The organism is Mesorhizobium sp. M1403 (assembly GCF_040317695.1).
Classification (GTDB): Bacteria; Pseudomonadota; Alphaproteobacteria; order Rhizobiales; family Rhizobiaceae; genus Mesorhizobium.
On record NZ_JAMYKY010000001.1, the window covers coordinates 520,854 to 537,974 of the forward strand.

Annotated in this window: 14 protein-coding genes; 10 read left to right on the forward strand and 4 right to left on the reverse strand. The window is 62.6% G+C overall.

Annotated elements, in window-relative coordinates; genetic code table 11:
- Positions 1 to 37: 37 nt before the first annotated feature.
- Both NKH01_RS02645 and gltX read left to right on the forward strand, forming a co-directional pair.
- On the forward strand, positions 38 to 1,843 hold the full coding sequence (locus NKH01_RS02645) for an ABC transporter ATP-binding protein (RefSeq protein WP_352814525.1): 1,806 nt from the start codon (positions 38 to 40) through the stop codon (positions 1,841 to 1,843).
- A gap of 133 nt (positions 1,844 to 1,976) precedes the next feature.
- A complete protein-coding gene (gene gltX, locus NKH01_RS02650) occupies positions 1,977 to 3,350 on the forward strand; it encodes a glutamate--tRNA ligase (protein ID WP_353018827.1) in 1,374 nt (457 codons plus the stop codon).
- On the opposite strand, the gene NKH01_RS02655 is transcribed toward gltX, so the two are convergent.
- Positions 3,268 to 4,482 carry a DUF2865 domain-containing protein gene (locus NKH01_RS02655; RefSeq protein WP_353018829.1) on the reverse strand — a complete coding sequence of 405 codons (1,215 nt, stop codon included), beginning with the start codon at positions 4,480 to 4,482 and terminating at the stop codon, positions 3,268 to 3,270. The genes gltX and NKH01_RS02655 overlap by 83 nt on opposite strands.
- A 264-nt stretch (positions 4,483 to 4,746) precedes the next feature.
- Between NKH01_RS02655 and NKH01_RS02660 the strand changes: the two genes are divergently transcribed.
- Positions 4,747 to 5,367 (forward strand): DUF1287 domain-containing protein, encoded by a 621-nt coding sequence (locus NKH01_RS02660; RefSeq protein ID WP_353018831.1) that lies wholly within the window; start codon positions 4,747 to 4,749, stop codon positions 5,365 to 5,367.
- Positions 5,368 to 5,379: 12 nt separating this feature from the next.
- On the opposite strand, the gene NKH01_RS02665 is transcribed toward NKH01_RS02660, so the two are convergent.
- On the reverse strand, positions 5,380 to 7,704 hold the full coding sequence (locus NKH01_RS02665; RefSeq protein ID WP_352895317.1) for an NADP-dependent malic enzyme: 2,325 nt from the start codon (positions 7,702 to 7,704) through the stop codon (positions 5,380 to 5,382).
- Between the two features lie 174 nt (positions 7,705 to 7,878).
- A complete protein-coding gene (locus NKH01_RS02670) occupies positions 7,879 to 8,658 on the reverse strand; it encodes an SDR family oxidoreductase (protein ID WP_353018833.1) in 780 nt (259 codons plus the stop codon).
- A 153-nt stretch (positions 8,659 to 8,811) separates the two neighbouring features.
- Here NKH01_RS02670 and NKH01_RS02675 point away from each other — a divergent pair, with 153 nt between their 5' ends.
- Positions 8,812 to 9,600: a UDP-2,3-diacylglucosamine diphosphatase gene (locus NKH01_RS02675; RefSeq protein ID WP_502912594.1), complete on the forward strand. Its 789-nt coding sequence runs from the start codon at positions 8,812 to 8,814 to the stop codon at positions 9,598 to 9,600.
- A gap of 127 nt (positions 9,601 to 9,727) precedes the next feature.
- Positions 9,728 to 10,945, forward strand: coding sequence for an MFS transporter (locus tag NKH01_RS02680; RefSeq protein ID WP_353018837.1), 1,218 nt, complete (start codon positions 9,728 to 9,730; stop codon positions 10,943 to 10,945).
- On the opposite strand, the gene dgcA is transcribed toward NKH01_RS02680, so the two are convergent.
- Positions 10,916 to 11,899, reverse strand: a complete 984-nt coding sequence (gene dgcA / locus NKH01_RS02685) for an N-acetyl-D-Glu racemase DgcA (RefSeq protein ID WP_352494569.1) — start codon at positions 11,897 to 11,899, stop codon at positions 10,916 to 10,918. The genes NKH01_RS02680 and dgcA overlap by 30 nt on opposite strands.
- A 78-nt stretch (positions 11,900 to 11,977) precedes the next feature.
- On the opposite strand from dgcA, the gene NKH01_RS02690 reads away from it, so the two are divergent.
- From NKH01_RS02690 to NKH01_RS02710, 5 genes are all read left to right on the forward strand, one after another.
- Positions 11,978 to 13,162 (forward strand): ABC transporter permease, encoded by a 1,185-nt coding sequence (locus NKH01_RS02690; protein ID WP_023720069.1) that lies wholly within the window; start codon positions 11,978 to 11,980, stop codon positions 13,160 to 13,162.
- Between the two features lies 1 nt (position 13,163).
- The gene (locus tag NKH01_RS02695; protein ID WP_353018840.1) at positions 13,164 to 13,982 is read left to right on the forward strand and encodes an ABC transporter ATP-binding protein; all 819 of its coding nucleotides are present in this window, start codon (positions 13,164 to 13,166) and stop codon (positions 13,980 to 13,982) included.
- Positions 13,983 to 13,995: 13 nt separating this feature from the next.
- A complete protein-coding gene (locus NKH01_RS02700) occupies positions 13,996 to 15,369 on the forward strand; it encodes an MlaD family protein (RefSeq protein WP_353018842.1) in 1,374 nt (457 codons plus the stop codon).
- 73 nt (positions 15,370 to 15,442) lie between these two features.
- Positions 15,443 to 16,063, forward strand: a complete 621-nt coding sequence (locus NKH01_RS02705; protein WP_502912588.1) for an ABC-type transport auxiliary lipoprotein family protein — start codon at positions 15,443 to 15,445, stop codon at positions 16,061 to 16,063.
- 334 nt (positions 16,064 to 16,397) lie between these two features.
- Complete coding sequence (locus NKH01_RS02710) at positions 16,398 to 16,925, forward strand: c-type cytochrome (protein WP_502895844.1); 528 nt, start codon at positions 16,398 to 16,400, stop codon at positions 16,923 to 16,925.
- Positions 16,926 to 17,121 lie beyond the last annotated feature (196 nt).

Genomic DNA, 17,121 nt, shown 5'->3' on the forward strand with positions numbered 1-17,121 from the left:
TTTCCGGGATCGGGCTCGTTTGCGCCCGAATGACATCATGGCTCGTTTTCGAATAGATTTGCGCGCGGGCGCCTTTCGCAGCGTTCTTGGTTTTACGCTCAGTCATTGGCGGCGCCAGCCGTGGCGGCTTTCGCTGATCATGGCCACATTCCTGCTGTCGACCCTGGCCGACGTGCTGACGCCGCTCTATTCCGGCCGGCTGGTCGACGCCGTTGCCAGCAGTGCCACTGCCGACGATGTCGCATGGAATGCCGCGACGGCTGCCTTTTCGATGCTGGTGGCCCTGGCGCTCACCGGTGTCGTGCTGCGCAATCTCGCCTTCATGGCCATCGTCGAACTGACCCTGAAGATGATGGCCGACATCGCCGCCGATGCCTTCCACCGCGTCCAGCGCTTCTCCACCGACTGGCACGCAAACAGCTTCGCCGGATCGACGGTGCGCAAGATAACGCGCGGCATGTGGGCGCTCGACCTGCTCAACGACACGATCCTGATCGCGCTGCTGCCGTCGGTCGTCATGCTTGTCGGCTCGACGCTGTTGCTCGGCTGGTTCTGGCCGCTGATGGGCGCGGTCGTCGCGACGGGCTCGGTGCTGTTCATCGGCGTAACGACGATGCTGTCGCTCGGCTATGTCGCCCCCGCGGCAAGGCTTGCCAATGCGTGGGATACGCGGCTTGGCGGCTCGCTGGCCGATGCGGTGAGCTGCAACGCCGTGGTCAAGGGTTTTGGCGCCGAGGAGCGCGAGGAGACACGGCTTGCCGACGTCGTCGCCAAATGGCGCGCACGCACGCGGCGCACCTGGGTGCGCGGCACCGTCAACGGCACCACGCAAGGCACGATGCTGCTGCTTTTGAGGGCAGCGGTCATCGGCTTTTCCCTGCTTTTGTGGTCGTGGGGGCAGGCGAGCGCCGGCGACGTCGCCTTCGTGCTGACCTCATTCTTCGTGCTGCAAGGCTATCTGCGTGACATCGGCACGCATATCCGCAATCTGCAGCGCTCGATCAATGACATGGAGGAACTGGTCGACTTCCAGTCCGAACCACTCGGCATCGAGGATCGGCCCGGAGCCAAGCCGATCCGGATCACCGATGGCCGTATCACCTTCGACAATGTCACGTTCCACTACGGTAGCCACCGCTTGCCGCTTTATCGGGACTTTTCGGTGGATATCGCTCCGGGCGAGCGGGTCGGGCTGGTTGGCCATTCGGGCTCCGGCAAGACCACGTTCGTCAAGCTGATCCAGCGCCTCTATGACGTGACTGCGGGCAATATCCTGATCGACGGCCAGGATATTGCCAATGTCGCGCAGGCGTCGCTGCGCGCACAGATCGCGATCGTCCAGCAGGAGCCGATCCTGTTCCACCGGTCGCTGGCTGAAAACATCGCCTATGCCCGGCCGAGCGCCACGCAGGCCGAGATCGAGCACGCGGCGCGCTTGGCCAGCGCGCATGACTTCATCGCCGATTTGCCGAAAGGCTATGGCACGCTGGTCGGCGAGCGTGGCGTAAAGCTGTCGGGCGGCGAGCGTCAGCGTGTTGCAATCGCACGCGCCTTCCTCGCCGATGCGCGCATCCTCATCCTGGACGAGGCAACGTCGAGCCTCGATTCGGAATCGGAGGTGCTGATCCAGCAGGCGATGGAGCGCTTGATGGTCGGCCGCACGACGCTGGTCATCGCCCACCGGCTGTCGACCGTGCGCGCGCTGGACAGGCTTCTGGTGTTCGATCGCGGCCGCATTGTCGAGGAGGGATCGCATGACCAACTGATCCGGCTGCAAGGCGGCATCTACCGCCGGCTGTTCGAACGCCAGGCGCTTGAGCTGACCAAAGGCCTGGTGATCTGACGGTTACGGCGCGGCGCGTCTTAATGGACGCGCGGCGCTGCCGTCTTTTCTTCGTCTTCGTCATGTTCTATGTCTGCCGCAGAGCGCGGGGGCGCGTCTTGTCAACAGCAAAACCATCCGGTACGCCCCGCTCATGACAGTTACCGTCCGTTTCGCCCCGTCACCGACCGGCCGCATCCATATCGGCAATGCGCGCACCGCTTTGTTCAACTGGCTGTTCGCCATCAAGAACAAGGGCCGCTTCATCCAGCGCTTCGACGATACCGACGTTGCCCGTTCGACGCAGGAATTTTCCGACGCCATCCTTTATGACCTGCATTGGCTGGGCATCTTCCCCGATGCCACGGAGTATCAGTCGCGGCGGGTCGAAATCTATGATGCCGCACTGGAAAGGCTGAAGGAAGCCCGCCTCGTCTATGCCTGCTATGAGACGCCTGAAGAGCTCGACCTGAGGCGCAAGGTGCGCCGCACGCGTGGCCTGCCGCCAGTCTATGGCCGCGAGGCGCTGACGCTGGCACCCGAGCAGGTCGCGGAATATGAGGCCGATGGCCGCCGGCCGCACTGGCGCTTTCTGCTGCCCAATTTCACCAGCGATCCGCTGCAGCCGGAGCGCACCGAAATCCACTGGAACGACCTAGTGCGCGGCGAGGAAACCGTCGACCTCGCCTCGCTTTCAGACCCGGTTCTGCGGCGCGAGGACGGCACCTATCTCTACACGCTGCCTTCGGTGATCGACGACATCGAGATGAGTGTCAGCCATGTCATTCGCGGCGACGACCACGTCACCAATACCGGCGTACAAATCGCTCTGTTCCAGGCGCTCGGCGCCGAGCCGCCGGTGTTCGGCCACCACAATCTTCTGACCACGTCATCGGGTGAGGGGTTGTCGAAGCGCAGCGGCGCATTGTCCATCCAGAGCCTGCGCGAGAGCGGCATCGAGCCAATGGCGGTCGCTTCGCTGGCCGTGCTCGTCGGCACCTCGGAAAACGTCGTGGCGGTGCCGGCGATGGCCGAACTCGCAGAGCGCTTCGATCCGGCGGCAACATCGAAGTCCGCCGCCAAATTCGACCCGGACGAGCTCTTCGTGCTCAACCGCACGCTGCTGCACCACATGCCCTTTTCCGAAGCGCGCGACCGGCTGATCGTGCTCGGCATCTCTGGCGAACAGGCCGAGCCTTTCTGGCTGGCGGTGCGCGGCAATCTCGACAGGCTGGCCGATGCGGCGATCTGGTGGCGCACGCTTCGCGATGGCCCGCAGGAGCCATCGGAGTTTTCTGACGACGACCGCGACTTTCTTCGCCAGGCGTTCGAGCTGTTGCCGCAAGAGCCTTGGAACGGCAGCGTCTGGAAGGACTGGACCGGCAAGATCCGAGAGGCGACAGGCCGCAAGGGCAAGGCACTCTTCATGCCGCTCAGGCTGGCGCTTACTGGACAGCCCTCGGGTCCGGAGCTTGCAGATCTATTACCGCTGCTGGGTCGGGAAGGAACGTTGGCCCGACGACCCTGACCTTGCGCTGTTCCGGCGGCAGCAGGGACGTCGGCGAGGGCACGGGTTTGACGGCAAGGCGTCTGACCGCCTCGCGGTCGAGGCCGCCTTCCGCATTGGCCAAGGTCTCCGGGTCGGCGCCCGGATCAGGCCTGGCAACCGGCAGCGGAATGATTGGGGTGGTCTCCAGCTTCGCCTCAGATTGTTCCGGGGTTGGCGGGTTGCCGGCGATGATCTCGAAATTCTGCCCGGCGTTGCAGCCGCAGGCCGGCGGCCGCGGCATGTCAGACTGCTTGTAGAGGTAGGCCGTCGGCAATTCGCCATAGGGCCTGCCGGTCACCGAAGACGTCATGGACGCCGAATCGTCGTTCATGCCGCGCGTGTAGAAGACCTGCATTTCGGTGCCGGGGCAGCTCGATTCGCAATTCTTCTGGTCGCGCTCGAAATCGCCCAGCGAGGCGGCATTCGACATCGGGAAGAAATAACCGTCGCAGGTGCGCACGCACATGGTGCGGAATTGGCCGTGCGGCTGGCTGATGTCGTCGGCGTTGTTGAGCATGGTGCGGATGTCGCGCGGCTGACTTAGCTCTTCAGCCTGGTTGGGCTCTTCAAGCTGGTCGGACGCACCGGGTTCATTTAAGTCACTGCCCAAAAGCTCGTCGAGCAGGTTTCGGTTGCCGTGTTCACGGCTGGCTTCGCGGACCGGTGCGGGCTTCGGCGGCGCCGCATCATCGTGGCAGCCATTGGCGTCAAGCGAGGCCAATATGCGCGCGCGATCGCGTCGCGAACCGCCGCCGGCGAGTTCGGCGCGCTTGGCCTGCAAGCTGTCGAGATTGGCGGCCATGCGATCGATGGTGTCGTCGAGTGCCGCGCAAGCGTTGACGTTACGGCGAGACAGCGAAAAGCCGCAGCCGGCGCTGCTCGATTGGCTGACAGCCTTTGAGATCTGCTGGCGCTGCCGGACGATCGCGTCGTCATATTTCCTGAGCAGGGCCGGTTTGCCGCCGCCACCACGAGAAGCGGCGGCAAGATCGGCTTCAAGCTGGCGGCAGAGGCGCGAGCCGGCCTGCGCCTGAGTGATGGCAATGCCCGACAGCACCACGGCGCCGAGCAGCGCTGCGGCCTGCATCAGCTTCCACCTCGCGCCCGTCATCCCTCCAGAACTCCGCTTGCCTATCGTCCAGAAGCTACCGCGCTTGCGGTTAACTGTCTGTTTAGCATACCGCCGATTTCGGCTTCAGCCCAGATCAACGATCGCTTGCATCTTGTGCACCGCTTCGACCACCGCCAGCGTCGTCATATTCGCGACGCCACGACGTATTCGGACATAGCCGCGACCGCGACATCCTGGCGTTGCACGAAAAAGGCGTATTCGCCCAGAAGAATGCCTGGATCCAGCAATGCCCGGAGGCTTGGCATGATCGCGATTACCCGTCGAGCCGCACTGCAATTTGGTCTTTTGTGCCTGGCGATGCCGGTTGCCGTGGCGCAGGAAAAGCCCATCACGCCGGATTGGGGCACCAAATTGGTGGAAGCCGCCCGTGAGCAGATCGGCGTCACCACTCTCTACGATCCGACCTATACACGCCTGGCCTATCCGGGCGGCGATGTCGAGCCCGAGCGAGGTGTGTGCACGGATGTCGTGATCCGCGCTTATCGCCGCGCCTTCGATCTCGATCTGCAAGAATTGGTCCATGAGGATATGCGGGCCAATTTTGCCGCCTATCCGAAGGATTGGGGCTTGAAAGCGCGCGACCGCAACATCGACCACCGCCGTGTGCCGAACCTTGCGGTCTATTTCAAGCGGCGAGGTGCTGCCTTGCCAGTCAGCCAAGACCCTGCCGACTATCGACCGGGGGATCTGGTTACCCAGATGCTGCCCGGCAATCTGTCGCATATTGCCATCGTGTCGTCCAATCGCTCCACCGTGGTGCCGACAAGAGGGCTGGTCATTCACAATATCGGTGGCGGCGCCAGGGAAGAGGACACTTTGTTTGCCTTCAGGCAGACAGGGCATTTCCGGTTCGGGCCAATCTGAGAAAGCCCACAGCTAGCCCAGATCGACGATGGCTTGCGCCTTATGCGCGGCTTCGACCACGGCCAGTGCCGTCATATTGACGACGCCGCGCGAGGTGACCGACGGCGTCAATATGTGCGCCGGGCTGTCGGTGCCGAGCAGGATCGGGCCGACATGCAGCGCGTCCATCATCGTGCGCAGCGCGGTCAGCGTGATGTTCGCCGAATCGAGATTGGGGAACACCAGCAGATTGGCTTCGCCCTTCAGCCGCGAATGCGGATAGACGCGCTGGCGCAGCTGCTCCGATAGCGCCGAGTCGGCATGCATCTCGCCGTCGCATTGCAGGTCGGGCGCGATGCGCGCCAAGATCGCCGCCGCCTGCCGCATCTTCATGGCGCTTGGCGAATCGCGGGAGCCAAAATCCGAATGCGACAGTAGCGCTGCCTTGGGCTCGATGCCGAAACGCTGGATCTCCTCGGCCGCCAAAACGGTCATTTCCGCAATTTCTTCGGCGGTCGGGTCGACGGAGACATGGGTGTCGGTGAGGAAAATGATGCCGCGCTGCGAAATCAGCATGGAAAGCGTCGACAGGTCGCGATCCTTGATGCCGGCGCGCGGCCCGATGATCAGCGTCACGTTGCGCAAATGGCGCTCGAAACGGCCTTCGAGGCCGCAGACCATGGCGTCGGCGTCGCCGCGCTTCAGGGCAAGGGCGGCGATCACCGTATTGTCGGTGCGCACCATGGTGCGCGCCGCTTCCGTCGTCACGCCACGGCGGCCGGCAAGCTCGATCAAGAGATCGACATAATGGCGGTAACGCGGATCGTCTTCCGGGTTGATCAAGCCGAAATCGACGCCGGGCTTGATGCGCAGCCCATAGCGTTTCAACCGCACCTCGATGACGTGCGGGCGGCCGATCAGGATCGGTTCGGCAATGCCTTCCTCGAGCACGACCTGCGCGGCGCGAAGCACGCGCTCGTCCTCGCCGTCGGCATAAATGACGCGCTTGGCGCTCGACGTCTTGGCCATCGAGAATACCGGCTTCATGACTAGGCCGGAGCGGAAGACGAAGCGGTTCAACTTGTCGATATAGGCGGCGAAATCGGTGATCGGACGGGTCGCGACGCCGCTCTCGCAGGCTGCCTTGGCGACGGCAGGGGCGATGCGCAGGATCAGTCGCGGGTCGAAAGGCGAGGGGATCAGGAACTCCGGACCGAAGATCGGCGTCTCGCCGGAATAGGCACGCGCGGCAACGTCGGATGGCTCTTCGCGGGCGAGCGCTGCAATCGCTCGCACGGCGGCCATCTTCATCTCTTCGTTGATGGCGCTTGCGCCGCAATCCAGCGCGCCACGGAAGATGTAAGGAAAACAGAGTACGTTATTGACTTGATTGGGGAAATCGGAGCGGCCCGTGCAGATCATCGCGTCGGGCCGTGCTGCCCGTGCCGCTTCCGGCATGATCTCGGGATTGGGGTTGGCCAGCGCCAGGATCAGCGGCTTGGGCGCCATATGGTGAAGCAATTCCGGCTTCAGCACGCCGGCGGCAGACAGGCCGAGAAACACGTCGGCGCCGGGCAGAACGTCGGCCAGCGTGCGCGCTTCGGTATCCTTCACATAGGGGTCTTTCCAGCGGTCCATCTCCTCGACGCGGCCCTTATGGGCGACGCCGAACCGGTCGGTGACCCAGATGTTTTCGACCCGCGCGCCGAGCGAGACCAGAAGGTTGAGGCACGCAAGCGCCGCGGCACCTGCGCCCGACGTGACGATCTTGATGTCGGAGATGGACTTGCCGGCGAATTCCAGCCCATTGAGCACGGCGGCGGCGACGATGATGGCGGTGCCGTGCTGGTCGTCATGGAAGACCGGTATGCCCATGCGCGCTTTCAACTGCTCCTCGACCTCGAAGCATTCGGGCGCCTTGATGTCTTCCAGGTTGATTCCGCCGAAGGTCGGTTCCAGCGCCGAGATCGTCTCGACCATGCGCTCGATGCCCGGTGCATCGATCTCGATGTCGAAGACGTCGATGCCGGCGAACTTCTTGAACAGTACGGCCTTGCCTTCCATCACCGGCTTAGAGGCGAGCGGACCGATATTGCCGAGGCCCAGCACCGCCGAACCGTTGGTAACGACGCCAACAAGATTGGCGCGGGCTGTATAGTCAGCGGCAGTTGCCGGATCGTCGCGGATTTCAAGGCAGGGGGCGGCGACCCCCGGCGAATAGGCAAGCGCCAGGTCGCGCTGATTGCCGAGCGGCTTCGTCGCCTGGATTTCAAGCTTTCCGGGCCGGGGGTGCTTGTGGAAGTAGAGCGCTGCTTCGTCCAGGTCGGATCGCGCCGCCTTCTTGCTTTCGCCTGTCATGACGGCCGCCTCCCTGCAATCCTGCCTTGAAGCCTTTTAACATGCAGAATTGGTTTTTCACGATGCCAAATGACGCAACCGCCATTTTGCCTTGCGAAACGAGTAAAATCGATTTGTTTCAGTTAGTTGTGCTAAAATCCTGCCGCGCTATTCAGGTCTTTTCCTCTCCGCTGTTCAGAACGCGCTGACGTAGAGGCCGCCGTCGACCGGTATGTTCTGTCCGGTCAGGTAACCGGCGTGAACCGAGCACAGGAAGGCGCAGATCTGGCCGAATTCCTCCGGCGTGCCGAGTCGCTTGGCCGGAACGTTGGCCGCGGCCTTGGCCTTGCGCGCGGCGGCGGCGGCCGGATCTTCGGGTGTGCCGGCCTCATGCGGGCTGCGCAGCCGGTCGGTATCGAGTTTTCCCGGCAGCATGTTGTTGATCGTTACATTGCGGTCGATCACCGTGCGCGCGACGCCGGCCAGGAACGAAGTGAGGCCAGCGCGGGCGCCGGACGACAGGTCGAGGCCGGGGATAGGAACATAGACCGACAGCGAGGTGATGTTGACGATGCGGCCGAAGCCGCGCGCCGCCATGCCGTCGATCACGGCCTGAACCAGCTCGACAGGGGTCACCATGTTCTGGGTGACGCCTTCGAGGATCTTTTCCCGATCGAGCGCACGGAAATCGCGAAGCGGCGGACCGCCATTGTTGTTGACGAGGATGTCGGGATCGGGGCAGGCGGCAAGCAGCGCCTTCTGGACGTCGGGTTTGGATACGTCGCCGACAATCTCGGTCACGCTGACGCCGAATTTCTCGCGCAGTTCAGCGGCGGTTTTGGCCAGCACGTCGGCGTTGCGGCCGTTGACGACCAGATCGCAGCCTGCCTCGGCCAGCGCCATGGCGCAAGCGCGTCCCAGCCCCTTGCTCGAGGCGCAGACTATGGCCTTCTTGCCGCGAATGCCGAGGTCCATGGTGATTTTCTCCTCTGATTGCGGCGGCAACCTACCCGTATGGCTGGACCAATCGCAACCGTCATACGGTTGTTGCATGAATCGGGGCATAGCCTCACGCGAAAGCAACGGTGACAAATGATGTCCGGCGCAGAGCCCCGCACTTTCCGCAGCATGTTCATCTCCGACGTCCATCTCGGATCGAAGGCGGCGAAGGCCGAGTTCCTGATAGATTTTCTGCGCCATCACGATGCCGATATCATCTATCTCGTCGGCGATATCGTCGACGGCTGGCGCTTGAGACGGAGCTGGCACTGGCCGCAGAGCCACAATGACGTGGTCCAGAAATTGCTGCGCAAGGCTCGCAAGGGCGCCAGCATCACCTACATCGCCGGCAACCATGACGAGTTCGCGCGGCAGTTCCAAGGTGTGCATTTCGGCGGCATTGTCGTCGCCGATCGCGCCATCCACGAGACCGCCGATGGCAAACGCCTTCTTGTCATCCATGGCGACCAGTTCGACACCGTCGTCCACAATGCGCGCTGGCTGGCCTATCTAGGCGACTATGCCTATGACGCGGCGATGCTGGTCAATCGCGTCATCACGCGCCTGCGCCAAGTGCTCGGCCTGCCTTACTGGTCGTTCTCGTCCTGGGCCAAGGTCAAGGTCAAGAAGGCGGTGAATTTCATCGGTTCGTTCCAGACCGTGCTGACCGAGGAGGCGCGCCGTTCGCATGTCGACGGCGTGATCTGCGGGCATATCCACCATGCCGCGATCGAAAGCTACGAGGACGTGCAGTACATCAACACCGGCGACTGGGTGGAGAGCTGCACGGCGGTGGTCGAGCATTTTGACGGCCGGATGGAGATACTGCATTGGGCGCATGTCCTGCCGGAGACTCCGGTCGGCAGCGAGGTGCTCGTGCCGATCGACATCAAGGGAAGGGAAGTCCAGGCGGCTTGACCAAACCCGGCCTCATCTCGCTTTAATCGGTTAGTCCAGCGGTTTCATCGACTTTTTCGCCGTGTTATGCAGCGGCTGGTGTGGTGGGCCGACCCGGCTGAATGCCGTGCCGACGGATCGCCTGTTAATGTCCTCGCTGCCGCCGCTTTCGCCCGAACAGCTCGTCAAGCCACGCCATTTCGAACTGCGCATGAGCTTGATCTTCTTCACGCTCTTCGTTCCGCTCGGAACGCATGTGCCCTATTTCCCGCTGTGGCTGCAGGCGAAGGGGTTCCATGCTGAGCAGATAGCCGTGATTCTCGCTGCGCCGATGTTCCTGCGCGTGGCGACGACGCCTTTTCTTACCGCTGTGGCAGACAAAGCGAGCGACCGCGCCAATGTCTATGTCGCGCTGGTCGCCGCATCGCTGATCCTGTCGGCCGGTTACTTCCTGCCGCCGACCTACGCAATGGTACTTGCCGTATCGTTGGCACTGACAGTCGTCTGGACGCCGCATTCGCCGATTGCCGATTCGCTCGCCCTTTCAGGTGTTCGCCGCTTCGGCTCGAACTACGCCGGCATGCGCAAATGGGGCTCGATCTCTTATCTCTGCGCCAATCTCGCCGGCGGCTTCATCCTGTCGGCGAGCGGTGCCCAAGCTGTCCCGGTGATCATCTTCGTGTCGTTATTCGCCGCGCTAGCCGCCGGACTGATCGCGCCGCGCCTCGGCCGTCCGCGCCGCGCCTCGCCGCTTTCGGCTGCCGATATCCAGCAATCGGCACCGAAACTCCTCAACCGGTACTTCCTCTATTTTTCGACCGGCGTCGGCGTCATCACCGCCAGCCACGCGTTTCTCTACGGCTTCGTGTCGATCTACTGGAAGTCGATCGGAATCAGCGATTCGGTTGTCGGACTGCTGTGGGGCTGGGGCGTCGTCGCTGAAATCTGCATGTTCGTCGTTTTCACGCGGGCTTTCGCGTCCTTCTCGGTCGTCTCCATCATGCTGATTGCCGGGATAGGCGCGATCGTGCGCTGGATCGCTTTCCCTCTGATCTGGCCGCTTGGGCTTGGCGTTGGCGGGTTTTTCGCGATCCAGACACTGCACGCCGTCTCGGTGGCGCTGGTGCTGATCGGCCTGCAAAAGATGATCGGTGAGACAATCGCGGAAGAACGCACCGGGGCGGCGCAAGGCATCGCCTATTTCTCCAACGGCTTCTTCATGGCGATGGCAACGCTGATTTCAGGTCCTCTTTACGATCGCTTCGGCGCGAATGGCTTCTTTGCGATGATCCCCATCGCCCTGACGGGCCTGGCGCTGATCGGGCTTGCCGCGCGTTCAGCCCCACAGCGCTGGCTCGGGCGGTGACACCAGCGAACCTTGGTAGACGAGACCTGGAACGCGGTCGCAGGCTAGCAGCAACGGACCGTCGAGATCGACGAAATCGGCATCCTGCGCCAACAGCACGGCCGGCGCCATCGCAAGCGATGTGCCGACCATGCAGCCGACCATGACGCCAAGACCCAGTTCGCGGGCGCGGTCGCGAAGCACGAGTGCTGCGGTCAGGCCACCCGATTTGTCGAGCTTGATGTTGATGGCGTCGTAGAGGCCGACAAGCGCGTCGAGGTCCTTCGCCTCGTGCACGCTTTCGTCGGCGCAGATCGGCACCGGATGCGCGATGTGGCGAAGAATACCGTCATGTCCCGCCCGCAGCGGCTGTTCGATCAAGGCGATACCGTGCTCGGCGGCAAAGGCGAGGTTTGCGACGATATTGTCGTCATTCCAGCCCTCATTGGCGTCGAGAATGATTCGGCTGTCGGGTGCCGCCGCCGTCACTGCACGGATGCGGGCGATGTCGTTGTCGCCGCCGATCTTGACCTTGAGCAGCGGGCGCTGGGCGTTGGCGCGGGCTTGCGCCGCCATCGCCTCGGGCTCGGCGAGCGACAGTGTGTACGCCGTCTCAAGCGCCCGTAACGGAACGGTTCGTATCATATGCGCCACCGGTGTTCCGCTGATCTTCGATTCCAGGTCCCAGAGCGCGCAATCGATGGCATTGCGTGCCGCACCCGCAGGCATGGCACCGAGCAGGGCGGTGCGGCTGATGCCGCCCGCGATCTCACCGCGCATCGCCTCGATCGCGTCGCGCACACCCTCCACGGTCTCGCCATAGCGCTTGTAAGGGACACATTCGCCGCGCCCGGTATGGCCGTCTTCGCTGATGGCGCAGGAAATCACCTCAGCCTCGGTCTTCGAGCCGCGCGAAATGGTGAAGGTCCCGGCAATAGGAAAGCGCTCGGCCTCGACCGAAATGACACGCGCCATATTTTTCTGCTCCGGCTGTGCAACAAGGAGGATATCGGCAAATCGACAGGTCGGCCCCGTCAGGCTAAACAGGACGCCATGTTGACCATCCGCAAACGCGACGCAAGCGGCCCTGCCAAGGAGCCCGACCACCAGCCGCGCATCGCGATCGGCGAGGAGGGCGGCGTTCTCGGCTGCGCTTTCTCGGGAAGCTGGACGACACGCACCGTGGCGCTGGTCGATGCCGAGATGCGCAAGATCGAGCAGCGCAGCGGCTTCAAGACGCTGGCGCTCGACCTCTCACAAATCGAGAAGATGGACACTGCCGGAGCATGGCTGATCGACCGCCTGGTCAGCAGCTTCGAAAAGAAGGGCGTCGAGATCACGATGCAGGGGCAGAGCGAGATCGCCTCGATCCTGCTTGGCGCCGTCGGGGACGCCGTTCGACGCGAGCCCGAATCAGGTCCGGCAAAGCCGCCCAACTTCATCATTCGCGGGCTCGAGGCGGTTGGCCGGCGCGTTTATGAGATGCGCGACGATTTCCTGGCCGCAATGAACATCCTCGGCGCCACGATACGCGGCTCGCAGATGAAGCTTGGCCGCGGCCATGCCGTCAACATGGCGGCGATCTTCAACCAGATCGATCGCATGGGCGTTGGCGCCATACCGGTGGTTGTGCTGATGTCGGCCATTGTCGGTGCGATCGTCGCCCAGCAAGGCGCCTATCAGCTCAGCTATTTCGGCGCCGATATCTTCGTCGTCGACCTGGTCGGCGTGCTGATCCTGCGCGAGCTCGGCGTGCTGATGACGGCGATCATGATCGCCGGCCGCTCCGGTAGCGCGATCACCGCCGAGATCGGCTCGATGAAGATGCGCGAGGAGGTCGATGCGCTGAAAGTGATCGGCCTCAATCCAATCGGCGTGCTGGTGTTTCCGCGGCTGGTCGCGCTGGTCGTCGCGCTACCTTGCCTGACGATCATCGCCAACTTTGCCGCGCTGGGCGGCGGCATTTTGGCTGCATGGCTCTACTCCGATATTGCACCGGCAGCGTTCATTGACCGGCTGCGTGTCGCAATCGACCTCAGCACCATCTTTGCCGGCCTGATCAAGGCGCCTTTCATGGCCATGATCATCGGCATAATTGCCTCGGTCGAGGGCATGAAGGTTGGCGGCAGCGCCGAATCGCTTGGCCAGCATGTGACCGCCTCAGTGGTGAAGTCGATCTTCGTGGTCATTATCCTCGATGGGCTTTTCGCCATGTTCTATGCAGCGATCGAGTTCTGACATGGCGCTGCCGGGCACAAACACGACCAAGGTGGCGGAGAAAGCCAAAGAGGACGAGATCGTGCTGTCGGCGCACGACGTCACGGTGTCGTTCGCCGACCAAGTCGTTCTCGACAAATTGTCGCTCGACATCTGGCGCGGGGAGATTCTCGGCTTCGTCGGTGCCTCCGGTGCCGGCAAATCTGTTCTCTTGCGCACCATCCTTGGCTTGACGCGCAAGCAATCGGGAACAATCAAACTGTTCGGCGTCGACGTCGAGAAGGCAAGCGAAAGGGAGCGCCTTCGCATCGACATGCGGCTTGGCGTGCTGTTCCAGCACGGCGCGCTTTTTTCGGCGCTGACCGTCCTCGAAAACGTCCAGGTGCCGATGCGCGAATATCTCGATTTGCCGAAGAAGCTGATGGACGAACTTGCCATGCTCAAGGTCGAGCTGGTCGGACTGCCGCCGGAGGCGGCGCAGAAATTCCCTTCCGAGCTCTCCGGCGGCATGATCAAGCGTGCCGCCTTGGCGCGCGCCCTGGCGCTCGATCCGGATATCGTCTTCCTCGACGAACCGACGTCCGGGCTCGATCCGATCAGCGCGGCTGAATTCGACGAATTGGTCGTCAAGCTGCGCGATACGATGGATTTGACCGTGTATATGGTCACGCATGATCTCGACACGCTGTTTACCGCGTGCGACCGCGTGGCGGTGCTTGGGAACAAGAAAGTGCTGGTCGAGGGCACGATCGACGACATGCTCAGGAGCGAGGAACCCTGGGTAAAATCCTATTTCCGCGGAAAACGCGCCCGGCAACTTGATCTTGCGGCGCGCGCATAGCCATAAGTGAGCAATGGAAACCAGGGCCAACTACGTCATTGTCGGCATTTTCACGCTGGCCGCGATCCTCGCGGCTTTCGCTTTCGTCTATTGGACGGCGGCAATCGGCGACAGGGGCGAGACGGCGGAACTGCGCGTGCGCATCCCGGGCTCGGCATCCGGTCTCGGCCGCGGCAGTTTTGTGCTGTTCAACGGCGTCAAGGTTGGTGAGGTCAAGCGTGTCTATATCGACCTCGCCAATCCGACGGCCGCCATCGCCGACACCGAGATCGGCCGGAATACGCCACTCACCAAGTCGACGCAGGCCGATATCGGGATCGTCAGCCTCGCCGGCCAGGCCAGTATCGAGCTCAAGGGCGCCGACCCCAAAGAACCCAACCTGCTCGACGAGGCGGAAAAGGAAGGCCGTGTCGCTGAGATCGTTGCCAACCCGTCGGCGGTCACCAATCTGCTGCAGACGGCGCAGAACATCTTCACCCGCGCCGACAAGGTCCTTTCGGAGCTCGAAGGCTTCACCAAGGACGTTCGCGGGCCGCTGACGCAGACGGTCAACAATGTCCAGACCTTCTCCGATGCACTGGCCAGGAATTCGGACGGGGTCGACAAGTTCCTGGCCAGCGTCAGCTCGCTGGCGGACGAATTGAAGGGTGTTTCGGGCAAGCTCGACGGCACTCTGAAGGCGGCGGAAGGGCTACTCAACGCCGTCGACAAGGACCAGATCAAGAGCATCGTCGCCAATGTCGACACGGTCACTTCCAACCTCAAGGAAACCAGCAAGCAGTTCGACACGGTCATCAAGAACGTCGACACTGCGGTCGGCTCGATCAACGACTTCGCCCAGAAGACGCAAGGCACGCTGGCCAAGGTCGACGGCGTTCTCGACGGCATCGATCCGGCTGAGGTTCGCACCGCGCTGGCCAACATCCAGAAGGCCAGCGAAAACGCCAACGAGGCTGCCGCCGACATCGCCAAGGTGACCAACAAGTTCGCCAACCGAGCCGACGACATCGATGAAACCATCAAAGACGCGCACCAGCTCGCAGGACGCCTCAACGATGCCTCGGTGCGAGTCGACGGTATTCTTGCCAAGGTCGACAAACTGCTCGGCTCCGGCCAGGCCGACGGCGTCATGGCCGACGCGAGAGCGACGCTGAAATCGTTCAAGCAGGTCGCCGACACGCTGAACGCCCGTCTCGGTACCATCACCGACAATCTGGCGCGATTCTCGGGACAGGGGCTGCAAAACGTCGAAGCGCTGGTCCAGGACAGCCGTCGTTCGATCACCCGCATCGAGGAGGCGGTAACCGATCTGAGCCGCAACCCGCAGCGGATCCTGTCCGGCGGCGAGGGCGAGGTCCGGCAGTTCGACGGCAGGGTGCGCCGTTGACTTCGGCCTCCGCCCACAGCAAGAACATAGCTTGCAGATACGCGTTGTTTCCACGATCCGGGGGGGATCGCGTTTGAAGTCGATCAGTTCAGGCAGCATCAGATCGAGTGGGTTGAAGAGCGGGGCGGTGCTGCTGGCGCTTGCGCTTGCAAGCTGCGCGGCCTTGCCTGGCGGCGGACCGGCACCGCTGGACACGTTCGAGCTTTCGGCGCCGTCGCTGGAAGCGCGTGCCCACAGCCGTCGCCAGATCCTCATCGCCCAGCCGTCGGCGCTCAAGGCGCTGGACAGCCAGAACATCGTCATCAAGCCATCGCCGCGATCGATCCAGTATCTCAAGGGCGCGCAATGGGCCGACCGGCTGCCGATGATCGTACAAGCGCGGCTGGCAGAGACGTTCCAGCGCTCGGGCAGCTTCACCGGCGTCGGTAAGCCGGGCGAGGGGCTGGCAATCGACTATCAGGTGATCGTCGAGATCCGCTCGTTCGAGGTGCGTGTCGATGGCGGCCAACATGCCGAGGTCGAGCTGTTCGTGCGCCTGTTGAACGACCGCAACGGCGAAGTGCGCGCTTCGAAGACGTTTAGCGCCATCGCGCCCGTTTCGGGCAATGGCAACCAGGCCTATGTCGGCGCGCTCGACGCGGCGTTCGGTGATGCGGCCGGGCAAATCGTGCGCTGGACGGACACTGTGATCTGACGCGGCCGGAACTGCCGGGCGCAGCTAGGATCAAACTCAATCATCTGACTGCCCCAATGGCCGAGATGGGTGGTAGGTTGCCGTTCGGCTCATCTGCCAGGACGAGCACGTTGCGCCAAAGAAGGCGAAGGCGTTGTGCGTCGGCTAGCGAGCTTCGTAACAGTTGCTCAACCGGACACGACAAGTGCCGACGGTCCAATTGATCGCTGATGGTAATCCGTCCTGGCCTTGCTAAAATTTAACGTCCCCGACGTCGCCAAATCGGGGAATTGCGACCAGTTGACGACGCGGGAGGTCGACGGACAAACCACGAACAGACCACAGGGAGGAAGCAATGTTTCGGACACTAATTCATCTTGCATTCTTGACAGCGTCAATTGTTGCCCTGCCATCTTACGCGGCCATGGCCGACGACACACAGATTGCGCGCGGCGAATATCTGGCTACGATTGCCGGCTGCAGCGACTGCCACACACCCGGTTACTTCTTCGGGAAGCCCGACATGTCGCGCTTTCTTGGCGGTTCAGATGTGGGCTTCGAGATTCCTGGTCTTGGTGTCTTTGTCGCCCGCAATATCACGCCTGACAAGGAGACCGGTATCGGAAGCTGGACCCCGGAGCAGATCGTCACCGCGATCCAGACCGGCGAACGGCCGGACGGCCGTATGCTGGCGCCGATCATGCCTTGGCGCGATTTTGCGCATCTCACCGCGGATGACGCCATGGCTATCGCGGCATTCCTCCAAAGTGTGAAGCCGGTCAGCCATCAGGTTCCCGGCCCGTTCAAACCCGGGGAAACGGTGTCGGCTTTCATGATGCGGATTATGCCGCCGGGGGAAGCCGCAGCCGCTGCAACGAAGTAGGGCGGCTTTGATCGGAACGAGATTTTTCTCGCCGAATAGTGGGTGAATGTACCGCCTTGGAGATGGTGAGGCCCGATATCGGAACGGCAAAAATGGGTCGAATTCGGTCGTTCAGAGTGTTTGGTTTTTGACCCTAGAGCATTCTGCCCAATGGTGTTACTTGGCACCGCAGAAATGCGGCTAAACAACAGATAGA

Coding starts and splice junctions, on each gene's coding strand:
- NKH01_RS02700 (WP_353018842.1), top strand. CDS start 13,996: ATGGAAACCAGGGCCAACTACGTCATTGTCGGCATTTTCACGCTGGCC.
- NKH01_RS02660 (WP_353018831.1), top strand. CDS start 4,747: ATGATCGCGATTACCCGTCGAGCCGCACTGCAATTTGGTCTTTTGTGC.
- NKH01_RS02655 (WP_353018829.1), bottom strand. CDS start 4,482: ATGACGGGCGCGAGGTGGAAGCTGATGCAGGCCGCAGCGCTGCTCGGC.
- NKH01_RS02645 (WP_352814525.1), top strand. CDS start 38: ATGGCTCGTTTTCGAATAGATTTGCGCGCGGGCGCCTTTCGCAGCGTT.
- dgcA (WP_352494569.1), bottom strand. CDS start 11,899: ATGGCGCGTGTCATTTCGGTCGAGGCCGAGCGCTTTCCTATTGCCGGG.
- NKH01_RS02670 (WP_353018833.1), bottom strand. CDS start 8,658: ATGGACCTCGGCATTCGCGGCAAGAAGGCCATAGTCTGCGCCTCGAGC.
- NKH01_RS02690 (WP_023720069.1), top strand. CDS start 11,978: ATGTTGACCATCCGCAAACGCGACGCAAGCGGCCCTGCCAAGGAGCCC.
- NKH01_RS02710 (WP_502895844.1), top strand. CDS start 16,398: ATGTTTCGGACACTAATTCATCTTGCATTCTTGACAGCGTCAATTGTT.
- gltX (WP_353018827.1), top strand. CDS start 1,977: ATGACAGTTACCGTCCGTTTCGCCCCGTCACCGACCGGCCGCATCCAT.
- NKH01_RS02665 (WP_352895317.1), bottom strand. CDS start 7,704: ATGACAGGCGAAAGCAAGAAGGCGGCGCGATCCGACCTGGACGAAGCA.
- NKH01_RS02675 (WP_502912594.1), top strand. CDS start 8,812: ATGTTCATCTCCGACGTCCATCTCGGATCGAAGGCGGCGAAGGCCGAG.
- NKH01_RS02695 (WP_353018840.1), top strand. CDS start 13,164: ATGGCGCTGCCGGGCACAAACACGACCAAGGTGGCGGAGAAAGCCAAA.
- NKH01_RS02680 (WP_353018837.1), top strand. CDS start 9,728: ATGTCCTCGCTGCCGCCGCTTTCGCCCGAACAGCTCGTCAAGCCACGC.